Annotated in this window: 14 protein-coding genes; 6 read left to right on the top strand and 8 right to left on the bottom strand. The window is 70.7% G+C overall.

All coding sequences use genetic code 11. The annotated features are described in order from the left end of the window. Nucleotides 1–165 precede the first annotated feature (165 nt). Nucleotides 166–864 (top strand): L,D-transpeptidase family protein, encoded by a 699-nt coding sequence (locus tag OHN19_RS02525; protein ID WP_123765752.1) that lies wholly within the window; start codon nt 166–168, stop codon nt 862–864. A gap of 28 nt (nt 865–892) precedes the next feature. On the opposite strand, the gene OHN19_RS02520 is transcribed toward OHN19_RS02525, so the two are convergent. The 4 genes from OHN19_RS02520 to OHN19_RS02505 are packed head-to-tail and all read right to left on the bottom strand — an operon-like array spanning nt 893 to nt 5,369. After that, nucleotides 893–2,092 (bottom strand): Gfo/Idh/MocA family oxidoreductase, encoded by a 1,200-nt coding sequence (locus OHN19_RS02520; RefSeq protein WP_330262504.1) that lies wholly within the window; start codon nt 2,090–2,092, stop codon nt 893–895. Between the two features lie 26 nt (nt 2,093–2,118). After that, nucleotides 2,119–3,459, bottom strand: a complete 1,341-nt coding sequence (locus OHN19_RS02515) for an extracellular solute-binding protein (RefSeq protein ID WP_330262503.1) — start codon at nt 3,457–3,459, stop codon at nt 2,119–2,121. Between the two features lie 10 nt (nt 3,460–3,469). Then, entirely contained in the window at nt 3,470–4,387 is a 918-nt protein-coding gene (locus tag OHN19_RS02510) for a carbohydrate ABC transporter permease (RefSeq protein WP_330262502.1), read from the bottom strand. A gap of 16 nt (nt 4,388–4,403) precedes the next feature. After that, a complete protein-coding gene (locus OHN19_RS02505; protein ID WP_330262501.1) occupies nt 4,404–5,369 on the bottom strand; it encodes a sugar ABC transporter permease in 966 nt (321 codons plus the stop codon). A gap of 167 nt (nt 5,370–5,536) precedes the next feature. On the opposite strand from OHN19_RS02505, the gene OHN19_RS02500 reads away from it, so the two are divergent. The 3 genes from OHN19_RS02500 to OHN19_RS02490 all read left to right on the top strand — a co-directional run bounded on the left by OHN19_RS02500 (nt 5,537) and on the right by OHN19_RS02490 (nt 7,913). Beyond that, nucleotides 5,537–6,697, top strand: a complete 1,161-nt coding sequence (locus tag OHN19_RS02500) for an ROK family transcriptional regulator (protein WP_330262500.1) — start codon at nt 5,537–5,539, stop codon at nt 6,695–6,697. Nucleotides 6,698–6,813: 116 nt separating this feature from the next. Continuing rightward, on the top strand, nt 6,814–6,999 hold the full coding sequence (locus OHN19_RS02495; protein ID WP_123765746.1) for a hypothetical protein: 186 nt from the start codon (nt 6,814–6,816) through the stop codon (nt 6,997–6,999). Between the two features lie 53 nt (nt 7,000–7,052). Beyond that, nucleotides 7,053–7,913, top strand: a complete 861-nt coding sequence (locus OHN19_RS02490) for an EamA family transporter (protein WP_330262499.1) — start codon at nt 7,053–7,055, stop codon at nt 7,911–7,913. Between the two features lie 12 nt (nt 7,914–7,925). Here OHN19_RS02490 and OHN19_RS02485 read toward each other — a convergent pair whose 3' ends face one another. Beyond that, nucleotides 7,926–9,293, bottom strand: a complete 1,368-nt coding sequence (locus OHN19_RS02485) for a S1 family peptidase (RefSeq protein WP_330262498.1) — start codon at nt 9,291–9,293, stop codon at nt 7,926–7,928. 211 nt (nt 9,294–9,504) lie between these two features. Between OHN19_RS02485 and OHN19_RS02480 the strand changes: the two genes are divergently transcribed. Further along, nucleotides 9,505–9,885 carry a PPOX class F420-dependent oxidoreductase gene (locus OHN19_RS02480; RefSeq protein ID WP_330262497.1) on the top strand — a complete coding sequence of 127 codons (381 nt, stop codon included), beginning with the start codon at nt 9,505–9,507 and terminating at the stop codon, nt 9,883–9,885. A 71-nt stretch (nt 9,886–9,956) separates the two neighbouring features. Here the strand turns inward: OHN19_RS02480 and OHN19_RS02475 are convergent, their stop codons facing one another. Beyond that, complete coding sequence (locus tag OHN19_RS02475; protein ID WP_330269513.1) at nt 9,957–12,704, bottom strand: hypothetical protein; 2,748 nt, start codon at nt 12,702–12,704, stop codon at nt 9,957–9,959. Nucleotides 12,705–12,913: 209 nt separating this feature from the next. Between OHN19_RS02475 and OHN19_RS02470 the strand changes: the two genes are divergently transcribed. Next, complete coding sequence (locus tag OHN19_RS02470) at nt 12,914–14,299, top strand: Gfo/Idh/MocA family oxidoreductase (RefSeq protein WP_330262496.1); 1,386 nt, start codon at nt 12,914–12,916, stop codon at nt 14,297–14,299. A gap of 7 nt (nt 14,300–14,306) precedes the next feature. On the opposite strand, the gene OHN19_RS02465 is transcribed toward OHN19_RS02470, so the two are convergent. Both OHN19_RS02465 and OHN19_RS02460 read right to left on the bottom strand, forming a co-directional pair. Next, nucleotides 14,307–14,720 (bottom strand): Zn-ribbon domain-containing OB-fold protein, encoded by a 414-nt coding sequence (locus OHN19_RS02465; RefSeq protein ID WP_330262495.1) that lies wholly within the window; start codon nt 14,718–14,720, stop codon nt 14,307–14,309. A gap of 141 nt (nt 14,721–14,861) precedes the next feature. Beyond that, entirely contained in the window at nt 14,862–15,533 is a 672-nt protein-coding gene (locus tag OHN19_RS02460; RefSeq protein WP_391192717.1) for a TetR family transcriptional regulator, read from the bottom strand. Between the last annotated feature and the right edge of the window lie 17 nt (nt 15,534–15,550).

The raw sequence follows: 15,550 nt of genomic DNA, 5'->3' as shown, positions 1-15,550 counted from the left end.
GTCCACCTCGAACAAACTGGACCGATTTATGTCACCGTTTCGTCGCAGCCCGCCCGGCAGTACAACGAACACGTGCGCGGCCACGTCTAGGTGGCAGAGATCGCACATTCGTGCTGAGCAGATTCGTACTGATCAATTCCGTACTGAGGGGACAGGGGACAGGCCATGGGGGACATACGCAGACGGGGCGCCGTCGCGCTGGGCATCACCGGACTCGTCGCACCGCTGACCATCGCGCTGGGCGTCTCGCCCGCGCAGGCGGCGGGGAGCTGCACCACGCAGGCGGGCCCGTACCAGAAGAAGGTGGAGAAGTTCCTCGGCCGCCCGGTCGACGGCAAGCAGTCCACCGCCGACTGCAAGGCGATCAAGGCCTTCCAGACCAAGCACGGCATCACCCCGAACATCGGCTACGCCGGATCCGTCACCTGGGGCGTGATGGACCTGATGACCAAGCAGAAGGCCGTCGGCAACAACCCCAACCGGGACGGCAAGTGCCCGACCAACAAGGGCCGCATCGCCTGCGTGAACCTCACCCTCCAGCTGAGCTGGATCCAGGACGGCGACCGACTCGTCTACGGCCCCGTCCCGGTCCGCACCGGCCGCGACGGCTACGAGACCCGCACCGGCCTGAAGAAGATCTACTGGCGCGACAAGAACCACGTCTCGTCGATCTACAACGTGCCGATGCCCTACAGCCAGTTCTTCGACGGCGGCCAGGCCTTCCACTCGGTGAACCTCAGCATGTGGAACCCGCCCGGCTCCCACGGCTGCACCAACATGACCCCCAAGGACGCCAAGAAGTACTGGTCCCTGCTGAAGAAGGGCGACGACGTCTTCGTGTACGGCCGCAAGCCGGGCACCTGAGCAACAGATGCCCGGCCCCAGAGCCGGGTCACTGAGGCGCGTCCCCGAAGTCCGGGATCTCCAGCCGAGCCCCACCCTGCCGTGCCGAGTCGTGGGCGATGATGCCCGGCAGGGTGTAGCGGGCCGCCACCCAGGCGTTGACCGAGGGCAGCGAGCGGGTGTTCACGGCGGTCACGAAGTCGTCCACCAGGAAGTGGTGGCTGCCCTCGTGCCCGTTGTGCAGGTTGTCGAAGGACCGCGGCAGCCGCGCCCGGTCGTGCACCGGCGCCGAGCCCGAGGTGAACGCGGCCCGCAGTTCCGGTGCGATGTGCTGGAGTGACGGATCGTCAGGAGACATGGTGGGCTTCGGCTCGAGGAGCTCGCTGATGTCCTTCACCCCCTTCTTGTCCTGCCACAGCGCTACCGTGGCCAGCTGCTCCATGCTCGCCTCGGTCCCGAAGAACCGGAAGCGCGACTCCCGGATGTGGGACGGGTAGCCGACCCGCCGGAACTCGTTCGTACGGAACGACCCGCCGCCCGCCACCTCGAACAGCGCGGTCGCGTTGGAGAAGTCGTTGCCGAACTGGCTGACCTCCTTGTCGAACACACCGTCGCCGCGGTCGTCGACCACGCCGATCGCCGACACGCTCACCGCGTGCGTCTGCCACGCGCCGAGCACCCCGCCCACCGAGTGCGTCGGGTACAGGAGCGGGGGATAGCTGGCGGTCTCCTTCCAGGTCTCGCCGCCGCTGTACTGGTACGCCTCGTAGAACCCGAGATCCATGTCGTGGACGTAGTCGCCCTCGGCGTAGAAGAGCCGCCCGAAGGCGCCCTCGGCGATCTGGTTGCGGGCGTGCACGGTCGCCGGGTTGTACTGGCTGGTCTCGCCCATCATGTACGTCAGCCCGGTCGCCCGGACCGCGTCGATGATCGCCGCTATCTCCTCCGTGGTGATCGCCATGGGGACCGCGGAGTACACGTGCTTGCCGGCGTTCAGCCCCTGGAGGACCAACGGCCCGTGCGTCCAGCGCTGGGTGAAGATCGCGACGGCGTCGACGTCCTTCGACTCCAGCATCGCTTCGTACGACGGGAAGGTGCCGGTGAGTCCCTGCGCGGCGGCGAGCTGCTCGGCCCGCTCGGGCAGCAGATCGGTGACGTACACGTCGCCGACGCCGGGGTGGGCCTGGAACAGCGTGGCGAACTGGCCGGAGAACTGGCCGGCGCCGACGATGCCGAGAGAGAACGTCATGGAGGACTTGCCCTTCGAAGGTCGACTCACTGGTCGAGAATCAGGTTGATCTGGTCGGTCGTCTGGTCGAGGCTGTTGACGGACTTGCCGTTGCCGTAGATGTCCTGCATCTCCGGGTGCATCAGCGCGTACACGTCCGCCGCGTAGTTGGTGATCGGATAGGAGAAGGTCGCGAAGTCCTTCTTGTCGGCGACCGGCTTGGTGAACGCCGTGACGTCGATGCCCTTCTTCTTGTACGCGGCGACCGCGGCCGCCGTGCCGTCGGGCGTGGCCGGGAAGACGATGCCGTACCTCCCCACCGTCCGCTGGCACTCGTCGGACGACAGGTACTTCACCCATTTCAGCGCCCCCGCCTTGTTGCGGGCGTTCTTGGTGACGGAGTCGGCGAGGCCGTTCATCATCGTGGCCCGCTTGCCGGTGGGTCCCTCGGGGGTGACCGCGGTGGCCATCTTCACGCCCTTGAAGCCGGCGTACGTCGAGATCATCCAGGCCCCGTCGAAGGTCGCCGCCGCCTTGCCCGCCGCGACCTGGGCGTTGCCGGGGCTGGACTGGGAGTTGTAGGAGGTCAGGGGCGCCATGTAGCCCTTTTTCGCCAGCCCGAACCACCAGTCGATCACCGACTTGAAGGTCTTGCTGTCGTACTGGTACTTCGTGCCCCACCGCTTCTTGTCGGTGTAGGTCCAGCCCGCGGAGGCGGCGAAGCTGCTCCACTGGGTCTGGCCGTCGCCGTCCCCGCCGCCGTTGCTGGCGAGGCCGTAGACCTTGACGTGGTTCTTGTCGAAGCCGGGTTCGTCGCCCCGCTTGCCGTTCCTGTCGACGGTGAGGCGGGCGATGGCCTTCTCGAAGGTGCCGCCGTCCCGCGGGTTCCAGGACAGGTCGTTGAGCTGTGCGGCGGTCAGGCCCGCGTCGGTCGCCGCCTTCTGGTTGTAGAAGAGGGCGACCGTGTCCCAGTCCTTGGGGGCGCCGTAGCGGTGGCCGTCCTGTCCGATCCAGTTGTCGGCGAGGCCCTTCTGGTAGGCCGCCGGGTCGATGCCGAGGCCGTCCAGCGGCTCCAGCACCTTCAGGTCGGCGAACTGGCCGAACTTCTGGATGTGGTCGGTGAAGACGTCGGGCTCGGTGCCCGCGATGAAGCTCGCGGTGAGCTTGGTCCAGTAGTCGTCCCAGCCCAACTGGGTGATCTTCACGCGCAGTCCGGGGTTCTCCCGCGCGAAGTCCTTCGCGCACGCCTGGTAGGCGGGCAGCTGGTTGGAGTCCCACAGCCAGTACGTCACCGTGCCCGACGAGGACCCGGCGGAGCCGCTCCCGGCGCACCCCGTCAGACTCAGGGCCAGCGCACCGGCCAGTGCGGTCAGCGTACGAAGTCGCATCACGAATCCCTCACTTGATCCCGGTGAAGCTGATGGAGCCGACGATGCGGCGCGCGAAGAACCCGAACAGCGCGAGCATCGGGAGGGCGGCGATGAGCGTGGCCGCCATCAGGCCCGACCAGTCGGTGCCGGTCTGCGGGGTCTGCGCCCGGAAGATCGCGAGGGCCACGGTCAGGACCCGGGAACTGTCGCTGTAGGAGACCATCAGCGGCCAGAAGTAGTCGTTCCAGGCCGTGATGTAGGTCAGGACGGCGAGCGTCATGATCGGTGTGGACGCCATCGGCAGCAGCACCCGGAAAAAGATCCGCACCTTCCCGGCGCCGTCCAGCAGTGCGGCCTCCTCGACCTCGCTCGGGACGTTCATGAAGAACTGCCGCAGGAAGAACACCGCGAACGGCGTCATGAACATCGTCGGCAGGGCGATGCCCAACAGGTTGTCGACCAGGCCGAGTTGCTTGATGAGCACGAAGTTCGGCAGCAGGGTGAAGATGGCCGGCACCATCAGCCCGGCGAGGAACAGGCCGAACACCTTGTCCCGGCCCCGCCAGCGCAGCCGGGCGAAGGCGTAGGCGGCCATCGCGGAGAAGAAGATCTGGCAGACGGTGATCAGGGTCGAGACCACCACCGAGTTGAGCAGATAGCGCCAGAACTTCAGCCCGCCGCCCGCACCGCCCTGCGCGATCGCCTCCTTGGTGGACTGGAGGCCGAGCGCCCGCTCGAAACCGCCCGTGGTGAGGTCGACGGGCAACGGGTCGCCGGGGTGGGCGGCGAGGCCGGCGTTGGTGGACAGCGCGGTGCGCAGGATCCAGTAGAACGGCAGCAGGGTGACGAGCACGATCGCGGTCATCACCGTCCAGGCGAGGACCCTGCCCGGGGAGAAGCGGCGCCCCTCGGGCCGTATCCGAGTGGTCGTGGTCACGGCAGCCATGTCGGTCTCCTCTCCCTCAGCCGAGGTCGCTCTGACCGGCGCGGGTGATCCGGTACTGGAGGACGGTGATGGCACTCAGCACGACGAGCAGGGCCACCGACATCGCGGAGGCGTAGCCGAACTGGAAGCGGCCGAAGGCGGCGCCGTAGATGTAGTACTGGAGGACGTTGGTGGCGTTCGCGGGGCCGCCCGCCGTCGTCACCGCGACCGTGTCGAACACCTGGAACGAACCGATCACCGTCATGATCAGCACCACCGCGAGGACCGGCCTGAGCAGTGGCATCGTGATCCGCCAGAACATCCGCCACTCGCTCGCGCCGTCCACCTTGGCCGCCTCGTACACATCGCCCGGGATGGCCTGGAGACCGGCGAACAGCAGCAGCGCGGTGTAGCCGACGTGCCGCCACACGTTGATCAGGGCGATGGTCGGGATCGCCCAGGTCTCGTCCGCGAGGAACGGGATGCGGTCGAAGCCCAGCCCCGCGATGATCTCGTTGCCGATGCCGAGCTGGTTGTCCAGCATCCACAGCCACACCAGGCCCGCGACCACGTTCGACATCAGATACGGCGTGAGGACGATCCCGCGCAGGGTCGCCGACTGAGTCAGCCGCTGGAGCAGGACGGCGATGGCGAGCGCCGACACCGTCTGGACGCCGATGTTGATGACCACGTACTCGACGGTGACCGCCAACGAGGCCCAGAAGATGGGGTCGTGGACCATCCGGACGTAGTTGTCCAGGCCCACCCACTCGGCCGGGGTGAGCAGGTTGAAGCGGGTGAAGCTCAGGTAGATGCCGCGCAGCGTCGGCCAGAGCAGGAAGACCGTGAAGCCGAGCAGCGCCGGGGCGATGAACACCGCGGCGAGCCGTCCGTCCCCCCGCCCCTCACGGGCTGGTGCCCGCTGCGTCCTCTGCTTCGTCCGCGCCCCCTCGGCGCCGCCCAGGGGCAGACGCGACGGAGGGCTGCTGGAGGCGATGGTCATCGGGAGACTCCCTCGTCTGCGGCGGCTCGTCCTCGGCCACTTACTTTTGTGGCGGAAGAATCCATGCGTCAAGGGGTCCGCAAACATCTCTTCAGGACAGTCTTGATGGCCCTAACATGGTCATGTTCCTTTTATGGCAAAAGAAATCATGTGGGAGTCTGACCTTCATGACCGCAGTTGCCGCCAGCTGGCTCCCCCTGAGCACCGGCGAACGCTCGGTGGCGATCGAGGTGCTCGTTCACGGCCCGCTGTCGCGCACCGAGCTCGCCCGCCGCCTCGACCTGTCCGCCGGCAGCCTCACCCGGCTCACCAAGCCCCTCATCGAGTCGGGCCTGCTGATCGAGGTCCCCGAGGCGGGCACCCCGGCGGAGGTGCGCCAGGGGCGCCCCTCGCAGCCCCTCGACGTCGTCGCCGAGTCCGGCTCCTTCATCGGCTTCAAGATCACCGAGGACATGGTCTACGGCGTCGTCACCACCCTCAGGAGCGAGATCGTCGCCCGCCACGACCGGCCCCTGACCAACCACGACCCGGCTCAAGTCGCCGACCTGCTCGCGGAGATGACGGACGAGCTGGCCCGCGAACACCCGCGTCTCGCGGGCATCGGCATCGGGGTCGGCGGCCTGGTCCAGGAGCGTGGCGTGGTCGGCGAGTCCCCGTTCCTGCACTGGCGGGACGTCCCCCTCGGTGAACTCGTCGAGGAGCGCACGGGGTTGCCCGTGGTCGTCGAGAACGACGTGGCCGCGCTCGTCGAGGCCGAGACCTGGTTCGGCGCCGGGCGCGGCCTCGACCGCTTCGTCGTCCTGACCATCGGCGCCGGCATCGGCTACGGCCTGGTCCTCGGCGGCCGGCGCGTCCCCTACGCCGAGGAGGACCGCGGCTTCGGACGGCACTGGATCATCGACCCCAACGGCCCCCTCACCCCCGACGGCACCCGCGGCAGCGCCGTCTCGCTGCTCGCCATCCCCAGCATTCGCTACCAGGTGCGGGCCGCCACCGGCTGCGACCACACCTACGAGGAGATCCTCGCCCTCGCGGCGGCCGGCGATCCCATGCCCGCCCGCGTCATCGACGAGGCCGGACGCGCCCTCGGTGTCCTGGTCGCCCAGATCGCCAACTTCGCCATGCCGCAGAAGATCCTGCTCGCCGGAGAGGGGGTCGGACTGATGGACGTGGCCGGCAAGACCGTCGAGGACACCGTCCGCGCCCACCGCCATCCCCTGGCCGCCCCGATCGACCTGGAGACCAAGGTCTCCGACTTCCACGACTGGGCCCGGGGGGCCGCCGTACTGGCGATCCAGGTACTGGTCCTGGGTGTGGTCGAAGTGTGAAGCAGGCCACAACCCTTGACAGGAGCGCCTGTTGACAGATGGACGTGATCAGTAACACGGTCCGGTATGTCCTTTTCTGGCGTGATTACTCACGGCGCCTTCACTTCCGGAGCCGTATGCTTCACACCATGTCCACCACCGTTGAACCCGTTACCGATCGATCGGCCGACGAGGTCAACGAGGAGATCCGGGCCCTGTGGCGCCGGGCGGGCGGGACACTGAGCGGCGAGCAGCGCGAGGAGTACCAGCGCCTCGTCCTGGAGTGGGCCGCCGCCGCTCCGCAACCGGTCACGGCGGCCTGACCCCGAGCACCCCTCGGGGCATCACCGCCCCGCCCTTGGGCACCCCTGACGGAATGGGCCCTCTCCTCGCACTGGCCTCGGCGGCCTGCTACGGCATCGTCGTCCCCCAGTTCTCGGCTTCGCTCGAACCGGGAGGTGCCCCCACCACGGGCGGCTTACTGTCCCGCAAGGCACACTTCGCCGCCGTCACCTTCCTCGGCCAACTCGGCGGGCTGCTGCTCGCCGGCACCGCCGCGCTCCTTCTGCCCGCCGACGCCGTACACCCCGCCGACCTCCTGTGGGGCGCGCTGTCCGGCGTCGGAAGCGGCGCCGCCATGCACTTCCTCAACCGCGGCCTCAGCCACGGCGCGATGAGCGTGGTCGTCCCCGTCAGCGCCGTCACCGGGGTCGCCCTGTCCGTGGTGTGCGGCGTGCTGCTCGGCGACCGGCCGACCGCCGTGGCCTGGCTGGGGATCGCGCTGTCAGGCCCCGCGCTGTGGATGGTCTGCGGCGGCGGCCGGGACGCCGGCGGGGGAGTCCCCGACGGGCTGCTCGCCAGCGCCGGGGTCGCGCTCCAGTACATCGCGCTCGCCCAGGCCGGTGCCTCCAGTGGCCTGTGGCCGGTGGCCGCGGGACGGGCGGCCGCCGTACTGGTCCTGCTGCCCGGCGCCGCACGGGACCCGCGGCGCCTGCTCCTGCCACCCGTGCGCGCGGTTCAGGCGCTCCTGGTCGGGGCGGGCGCCGCGCTCGGGCTCATCCTGTACCTGCTCGCCGTCCAAAGGCAGTTGCTGGCGGTCGCCGTCGTGCTCGCCTCCCTCTACCCGGCCCTCCCCGTGATCCTCGGACTGGCCCTGCTCGACGAGAGACTCAGCCGGCAGCAGATCCTCGGCCTCATGGGAGCCGGCGTCGCCACGGTCCTGCTGAGCCTCGGATGAGGACCTGGTGCCTCAGCCCCAAGTCGCCGAGTAGTACCGCTGATACGCCTTGCGGTCCTGCTCCGAGCGGATGTACCGGGTCGCCACCAGAGCGATCAGACTGCCCCCGACGACCAGCAGGCCGGGCCCGACGTTCCGGGTGTCCGTGAGCCGGCTCAGCAGCGGTGTGCCCTCGGCACCCTCGACCGCGGCCGAGGAACCGGGAGAGGCACCGCCGGGCGCGATCGAGCCCTGCGCCGAGGTGGCCGACGGCGCGGGAGACGCGGCCCCGCCGGCCGCGGCCGGGTTCGACACGATCAACTGCATGCCGAGATCCCGCAGCGCCTTCGTCACCGGCTCGAAGAACGTCGTCCCGCCCTGCGTGCAGTCACCGCTGCCGCCCGACGTGATGCCGAGCGCGATCCCCTCCGAGAACATCGGACCGCCGCTGTCCCCGGGCTCCGCGCACACGCTCGTCTCGATCAGCCCGGTGACCGTGCCCTCCGGATAGTTCACGGTGGCGTTGACCGACGTCACCTGCCCGTCGCGCAGCCCGCTGGTGCTGCCGCTGCGGAACACCCGCTGCCCGATGGACGGATCGCCCGCGCCGGTGATCTGTACGCCCTTGCCGTTGCCGATGAACACGACACCGGCCCCGTCGCCCGCCTTCCCGTCGGCGTACTGCACGAGGGAGTAGTCGTTGCCGGGAAAGCTCTGCGTGACCGTCTTGCCCAGCTGGTTGGTGCCGCCGGTGTCCGCGAACCAGATCGAACCGGTCGGCCCGCAGTGCCCGGCCGTGAGGATGAAGTCGCTCTGGCCGTTGGTCACGTTGAAGCCCGCCGAACAGCGCCCGCCGGTCGACAGGATCGGCTGCGCCCCGTTGAGGCGGGGCGTGAAGGTGCCCTCGGTGCGCTCCGTCTTCACGAAGCCGCCGATGCCGTCCGCGACCTTCGTCATGCCGGCCCAGTCGGACGCCGAGACGGTGCTGTCGCCCTGCACCACCACCTGGTTGGTCCGGTAGTCCATCGACCACGCGGTCCCCGCGACCCGCGGCGCCGAACGCAGCGTCTTCGCCGCCGCCTTGAGCTCGTCCATGCTGTGCTCGACGACCTTCGCCCTGGCCCCCGCCGCACGCACCTCGGCGGCCGCCTTGTCGTCGGTGACCGCGACCACGGGCTTGCCGTCGTCGCCGATCCAGGTGCCGGCCGTACGGGCGGAACCGAGCCGCGCCGCGATGTCCGCCCCCGTCTGCCCGGCCGTCTGCGCGTAGGTGCGCGGCACCGTGGTGGCGGGAGGCTCGCTCGCGACGGCCCGCGTGACCATCGTGCCTCCCAGGAGGAGTCCGCCGACTGCCGCCAGCCGTGTCACTCGCCGGACGACCCGTCGTCGTGCGTGCCTCATGCATGGCTCCCGAACCAGAACAAGCGGTGACTGCACCGCGGGGCCCTCCGGTCGTTGAGCGCCCTCCTTGCATACGGCGCCGGGGGCGGGCGCGTTCACGGAAGCCGAAGATCCGGTGCCGGGACAATGACGTGGAGCCACCTCAACACGCCCGGCCCGGGCCCGGGTTGGCCGATACCCCGAGCCGCCGGGCGCCGCCTAGACTGCCGTCATGGACGAAACGCCGCTGGAGCGGCTCGGCGCGGGCAAGTACCTCCTGCTCACCAGCTTTCGCAAGAACGGCACCCCGGTCGCCACCCCGGTGTGGGTGGTCCGTGACGAGGACGCGCTCGGGGTGTGGTCGTCCGCCGACGCCTGGAAGGTGAAGCGGATCCGGGCCCGCGCGGACGTCCTGGTCGGACCCTGCGACGTGCGCGGCAACCCGACCGGCGACCAGGTCCCGGCCACCGCGGAGATCGTCGACGCGGCGACCACCGGCCGCTACCGGCAGCTCCTGGCCCGGAAGTACGGGATCCTCGGCCGGCTCACCCTCCTCGGCAGCAGACTGCGGCGCGGGGCGGACGGCACGGTCGGCATCCGCGTGACCTTGTGAAACGCGGGGCCCGGACCCTCCGGGCCCCGCGTCACAGGGGTTCCGGCACTCCGGGCCCCGCGTCACAGGGGTCAGGCCCGGTCGAGCACCGTCCCCGTCAGCACCGGCTTGTCGGGCAGTGGCTCGGCGTCGTAGTCGGTCAGCGCGACGCGCATCGACTCGGTCGGCTCGGCCAGCTGGTCCTGGACGGTCGGCACGACGAAGTCCACGCTGGTGCTCCCCTGCGGGATGTTCAGCCACACCCACAGGTTCGCCCGGGACAGCGGCCGCTCCGGGTCCGGTACGTCACCGGTCCAGTCGTGCAGCCACTGCGCGTCCACGTCCTTGGTGGACAGCTCGGTGCCCTCGGTGACCGGAAGCACCCGCACCGGCTGCCAGATGTCCACCGTGGTGGGGGCGTCCAGGGACACCCGCCAGGTCAGCGTCTCGCCCTCGGTCACCTTGTCGGCGACCGGCGCCAGGGTGACCACCGGCGCGGGATCGTCGTTCTCGGCGGTGACCCCGCCCCGGTGCTTGCCGATGACGGCATGGTGGACGGCCTTGACGGCGATGTCGTACCGCACGTCGAAGCCGTAGGCCGTGTCGCCCTTGACCTCGACGGGAACGTCGATCGCGTTGCTGCCGGGCCGTACGGTCACGAGCCTGCTCTCGGCCCGGCCGCTCTCCGGCTCCAGGACGTACACGCGGACCTGCCCGCTGCCGTGCCCGGAGATCTTGACCGGGATCCGGTAGGTGCGGGTGCCCGAGTCGCCCTCCTTGACGATCGTGCGGCCCACGTCGACACGCGGCAGTGCGGCCGCCTTCACCGCCGGGGTGCCGGGTGCCCAGCCCCAGGCGTCCATCAGCCAGGCCTGCCCGGACCGCGAACGGGGCGTCAGCTCAAGGGACTTCACATGCCTGAGGTCGACCCCGGCCCGGGTCGCGGCGGACAGCGGGACGCGCAGTTCCTGGGCCCAGTAGGAAGCGGTGCTCGTGGAGCCGGGGAGCCCGTCGACGCGGACCGAGCCGAGCTTCACCCGGCGGTTGCCGGAGTCGGTGACGGACACGTCGAACTTCGTGCCGGTCGTGTTCGGCGGTACGAAGACCCGCAGCGCGAGCTTCTGGGAACCGTGCAGCGAGAGCGGCTTGGGCGGAGTGACGCGCGCGGCCGTGCCCGGCGCGGACCACTTCAGGTGCACCGCGCCGCGGCCGGTCTCCTTCTCCGTCTCCCACCACGCGAAGTGCGGTGACGAGCCGGTGGCCTCCGGGTCCAGGCAGGCCTTGGCCGGGTCGGGGTCGATCGCCGAGCACAGCCGGGCGCCGGTCACCTTCGCCCCGGCGTCAGGGAGGAAGCCGCCGGTGCGGCGACCGCCGACCGCGTGCGTGAGCACCCGCGCCGGGTCGGCGGACGGGGCCCGCTTCCCGGAGCCGTCGAGCAGCGGACGCACCCGGTCGTCCCCGGCGACGAACAGCCGGGCCGCCGCGGCGATGTAGGTCGAGCCCGCCTTGTGCTGCTGGGCGGCGGTCAACCGGGTCGGGGCACCCGGCGAGCACACCGGGTCCGGCGCGTCGGGGTCGTTCCAGAAGTCGTCCGAGGCGGGCGCCTCGGCCTCGCCCGGGGTCCACTCGCTGTTGAAGTAGTTGTGGTTGGCGCCGACGACGTAGACCGCGCTGTGCAGCGCGCTGCCCCGGCTGATTCCGCGGGTGCCGTCGACGAAGTCCTCGCCCTGGAGGTCGGACACATCGCCGTCGCAGCCCGGCAGCAGGGTCACGGACGGCACGTCGGCGACCGGATTCTGGCCGAAGATCGTCGGTCCGATCAGCACGGTCCCGCGCACCTTCCAGCGCACCGGGCCCCGGTAGCCGTCCTCGGCGGCGGGCGGCGGGTACAGGCTGTCCATCGCGGCCCGGTTGACGCCCTCGCCGCCCCGGGAGTGCCCGACGAGCAGGACCCGGGACAGGTCCGCCTTCGGCGCCTGGCGCACGACGGCGGGGGCGGAGGAGCGGTGGGCGCTCCAGTCGGCCCAGCGGGCCAGGTGCTGCCGTACCAGCGAGGAACGCGCCTGCGCGCCGGCGTCCTCGGCGTCCGCGTCCTGGGCGTTGATGCCGTTGGCGGAGATCGACACCGTCACATAGCCCTGGGAGGCCAGCAGTTGCTGGTCGCGCAGATAGCCCTTGTCGCTGGGGATCGGCTTGTAGCCCGTCGCGCAGGGCCAGTCGCCGGTCACGTCCTCCTCGGTCGTGCTGCCGGGCTTGTAGCACGTGGCGTGCCGGCCGTGCAGGAACAGGGCGAGCGGGCGGTTGCCGGTGGCGCCCTTCGGTGCCACCACCTGGGCGCGCATCTCCACGGGAGCGGCGTAGCCGGGCAGGCGTATCGGGTCGAGGTCGTACTCCCCGGAGACCGTGCGGTACGAGCCGGGCCTGCCGGGATCGACACCGTTCGCCGGTGCCTGCCCGGGGACGCGGGCCCCTCGCGCAGCGGACTTCGGCGCCTGTTCAGCCGCGTCCAGCCGACGTCCCGCGGCCGTCACCTGGAGGTCCTGCAACCCGGTGGACCGGGCTTCCTCGAGGGTGAGGCGGAAGGTCCGCCCGTCCTTCGCCGGCTTCGGCACCCCGAGCAGCCGGTTCCCCGTCCGGAACTCGACGCGCGCGTCCCCCATGGGAACGGTCTTCGGCGCGCGCCAGACCAGCTCACGCGCCCCGCCCTTCCCGTCGATCCGCCACCCCGGAGGCAGTCCGTTGTCGTTCGTCGCGCTCAACGGGCCCACTCGGGGCGGCTGTTGGGCCTGTGCCAGTCCGGGCGAGCCCGCCAGGGCCGCCAGTACCGCCACGGCGGTCACACCTATTCGCCGGGCACGGATCAATGGTCGTCTCCTCGAAACCCCGTGCGCAGACGTCCCGTCGGTCCCGGGCGTCTCTCGCGTCACCTAGGACGGGGGAGGGGCGCCTGTGGGTTGTCTGTGCGCCGGGGGCGCTCGCGGGGGAGCGACGCGATCAAGCCAGCGAAGTCACCTGACTAGCGGATCACCGGATGGGGGAAGCGCTTTCCATGAGCCGAACTCCCCACCTCCGCGCGGCCGTCGTCGGCACCGGCCACCGCGCCCAGCTGTTCACCCGCGCCCTCGCCGCCCGCCCCGGCCACCGCGTCGCGGCCCTGTGCGATCCCAACCCGACCCGGATGGCCTTCCACAACCGCCTGCTCGCCGCGGCCGGCGAACCCGCCGCCGCCCAGTGGGAACCCGAGCGCTTCGCCGACCTGCTCGTGAAGGAGGGCATCGACGAGGTCGTCGTCACCACCGTCGACGCCGCCCACGACCGCTACATCGTCCCCGCCCTGAAGGCGGGCTGCCGTGTCGTCACCGAGAAGCCGATGACCGTCGACGCGGACCGCTGCGCCCGCATCCTGGACACGGTCCGCGACACCGGCAACTCCCTGACCGTCGCCTTCAACTACCGCTTCAACCCCGTGCACGAGAAGGTCCGCGCCCTGCTCGCCGACGGCGCGATCGGCGAGATCCTCTCCGTGCACTTCGAATGGCTCCTCGACACCCGGCACGGCGCCGACTACTTCCGGCGCTGGCACCGCGAGAAGCGGAACAGCGGCGGACTGATGGTCCACAAGGCCGGCCACCACTTCGACCTGGTCAACTGGTGGCTCGCCGACGAGCCCCAGGACGTCTTCGGCTACGGGCGGCTCGGCTTCTACGGCCGTGAGGCGGGCGAGCGCCACGGTCTGCGCCGCGCGTACACCCGGGCCCACGGGGCGGGTGGGGCCGCCGACGACCCCTACGCCCTCGACCTCGCCGCCGACGACACCCTGCGGGCCCTCTACCTGGACGCCGAGCAGGACGACGGCTACCTCCGCGACCGCAACGTCTTCGACGGGCCGGTCACCATCGAGGACGACATGGCGCTCCTCGTCCGCCACACCCGCGGCGCGACGATGACGTACCACCTCACGGCCTACTCACCGTGGGAGGGCTACCGGGTGATGTTCAACGGCAGCGCCGGCCGCCTGGAGCTGGAGGTGGAGGAGAGCCGCTGGCAGGCGCCCCTGACCAGGATCACCTCGGCGAGCGGAGCGCTGCACGGGGACACCGCGGCGGATCACGCGGGCGGTGCGCGGCTGACCCTGCGACCGCTGTGGAAGCCCCCGGTCGACGTCCCGCTCGTCACCGCGCACGAGGCGCACGGCGGGGGAGACCCGCGGATGCTCGACGCGCTCTTCGGCCCCGTGGACCCGGCAGCGCGGCCCGCGAGCGAGGGGCCTGACGACTCCGGCCACCCGACGGCCACGGAACGGGACGGGGCCCTGGCGCTGGGCGTGGGGCTGGCCGCCAACCGGTGCTTCGGGACGGGGCTTCCGGTGCGGGTGCGGGATGTGATCCCCGGGGTGTGGCGAGACCCGAAGTCCCGCGCAGCCGACCGGGGTTGACGTCCCGTCAGCTCCAGGCGCGGTAGGGCTCGTCCAGCAGCTGGAAGACCGGCTCGCCGCGGACCGGGTCCTTGGCCGTCGACATCCGGACCCGGTCACCGCTGTGGATCGCGGCGGGCGGACCCATGACCCGGCCCCGGACGACGAAGCCCTCGGCCAGCTCGATCAGGGACACATTGCGCGCGGCGGGGGTGTTGCGGTGCACCACCGTGGAGTGGCGGACCGTGCCCACGCCCGCGCTGCGCTCCGTGCGCAGGTCGCCGCCCTGGCAGACCGGACACAGCAGCCGGTGGTACATCGCCGTGCCGCACCAGGTGCAGCGCTGGAAGAGGATCGAGTCCGTGGCCGGGGCGACGGGTTCGAGGACGCCGGTCGCGGGGCCGGCTGCCTGACGAGCCATGCTGCCTGAGTGGTGGTACACGCTGGTCAACTCCCTGCACTCGGCCGGAAACCCACGTGCGCGGAGCACCGTGCACGGATGTGCGCGGCGTCCTGTGCCACCGTGCACGCCGTCAGCGTATGGCACTCAGTGTCAGGAGTAAAGGTACTGCGTACCCTCTTTTCAGTCGGCGTCGAGCGTGGACTCGATCTGCTGGACCACCCGCCACAGCGGCGCGCCGCGGCGGGAGACGATCACCACCACGTCCTCGGGCCGCTCGTCGGCGGCCGGCGCCCCGGGTGCCGTCCCGAAGGCGGCCTGCACATAGCCGAGCGCGTGCTCCACCGCCTGCTCGGCGTCGTCCTGCCCGTCCGAGCGCAGCCAGGAGCGCAGGGCGTTGTTGTGCGCCGCGGCCACGGCGGCGGCGATCACGTCGGCCCGCAGCGTCCCGTCGTGCAGCCCCTTCAGCCGCCCGCGCAGATACGCGGCGAAGGCGCGCTCGTAGCGCCACACCACGGACAGCTCGTAGGCGCGCAGGCCGGGAACCTGCTTGGTGAGGCGGTAGCGCTGCACGGAGAAGGTCGGGTTCTCGGTGTACATCCGCAGCACCAGCCGTACCGCCTCGCAGACCCGCTCCACCGGGTCGCACCCCGAGTCGTCGGCGTCCAGGAAGGCCGTCACGTCGGTCAGGCAGCGTTCGTGGTCGGGGAAGACCACGTCCTCCTTGGAGGGGAAGTACCGGAAGAACGACCGGCGTCCGACTCCGGCGAGCGCGACGATGTCGTCGACGGTGGTCTGCTCGTAACCCCGTTCCAGGAACAGCCGGAAGGCGGCCGCGACCAGCGCGTCCCGCATGGGGGGCTTAGTGGAGC

Source organism: Streptomyces griseorubiginosus (assembly GCF_036345115.1).
Classification (GTDB): Bacteria; Actinomycetota; Actinomycetes; order Streptomycetales; family Streptomycetaceae; genus Streptomyces; species Streptomyces griseorubiginosus_C.
The sequence above is the reverse complement of the archived record's forward strand: the minus strand, read 5'-3'. Positions and strand labels throughout refer to the sequence as shown.

What these genes read in the sequence shown, in the direction of transcription:
- OHN19_RS02525 (WP_123765752.1), top strand. Translation starts at nt 166, where the DNA reads ATGGGGGACATACGCAGACGGGGCGCCGTCGCGCTGGGCATCACCGGA.
- OHN19_RS02520 (WP_330262504.1), bottom strand. Translation starts at nt 2,092, where the DNA reads ATGACGTTCTCTCTCGGCATCGTCGGCGCCGGCCAGTTCTCCGGCCAG.
- OHN19_RS02515 (WP_330262503.1), bottom strand. Translation starts at nt 3,459, where the DNA reads ATGCGACTTCGTACGCTGACCGCACTGGCCGGTGCGCTGGCCCTGAGT.
- OHN19_RS02510 (WP_330262502.1), bottom strand. Translation starts at nt 4,387, where the DNA reads ATGGCTGCCGTGACCACGACCACTCGGATACGGCCCGAGGGGCGCCGC.
- OHN19_RS02505 (WP_330262501.1), bottom strand. Translation starts at nt 5,369, where the DNA reads ATGACCATCGCCTCCAGCAGCCCTCCGTCGCGTCTGCCCCTGGGCGGC.
- OHN19_RS02500 (WP_330262500.1), top strand. Translation starts at nt 5,537, where the DNA reads ATGACCGCAGTTGCCGCCAGCTGGCTCCCCCTGAGCACCGGCGAACGC.
- OHN19_RS02495 (WP_123765746.1), top strand. Translation starts at nt 6,814, where the DNA reads ATGCTTCACACCATGTCCACCACCGTTGAACCCGTTACCGATCGATCG.
- OHN19_RS02490 (WP_330262499.1), top strand. Translation starts at nt 7,053, where the DNA reads ATGGGCCCTCTCCTCGCACTGGCCTCGGCGGCCTGCTACGGCATCGTC.
- OHN19_RS02485 (WP_330262498.1), bottom strand. Translation starts at nt 9,293, where the DNA reads ATGAGGCACGCACGACGACGGGTCGTCCGGCGAGTGACACGGCTGGCG.
- OHN19_RS02480 (WP_330262497.1), top strand. Translation starts at nt 9,505, where the DNA reads ATGGACGAAACGCCGCTGGAGCGGCTCGGCGCGGGCAAGTACCTCCTG.
- OHN19_RS02470 (WP_330262496.1), top strand. Translation starts at nt 12,914, where the DNA reads ATGAGCCGAACTCCCCACCTCCGCGCGGCCGTCGTCGGCACCGGCCAC.
- OHN19_RS02460 (WP_391192717.1), bottom strand. Translation starts at nt 15,533, where the DNA reads ATGCGGGACGCGCTGGTCGCGGCCGCCTTCCGGCTGTTCCTGGAACGG.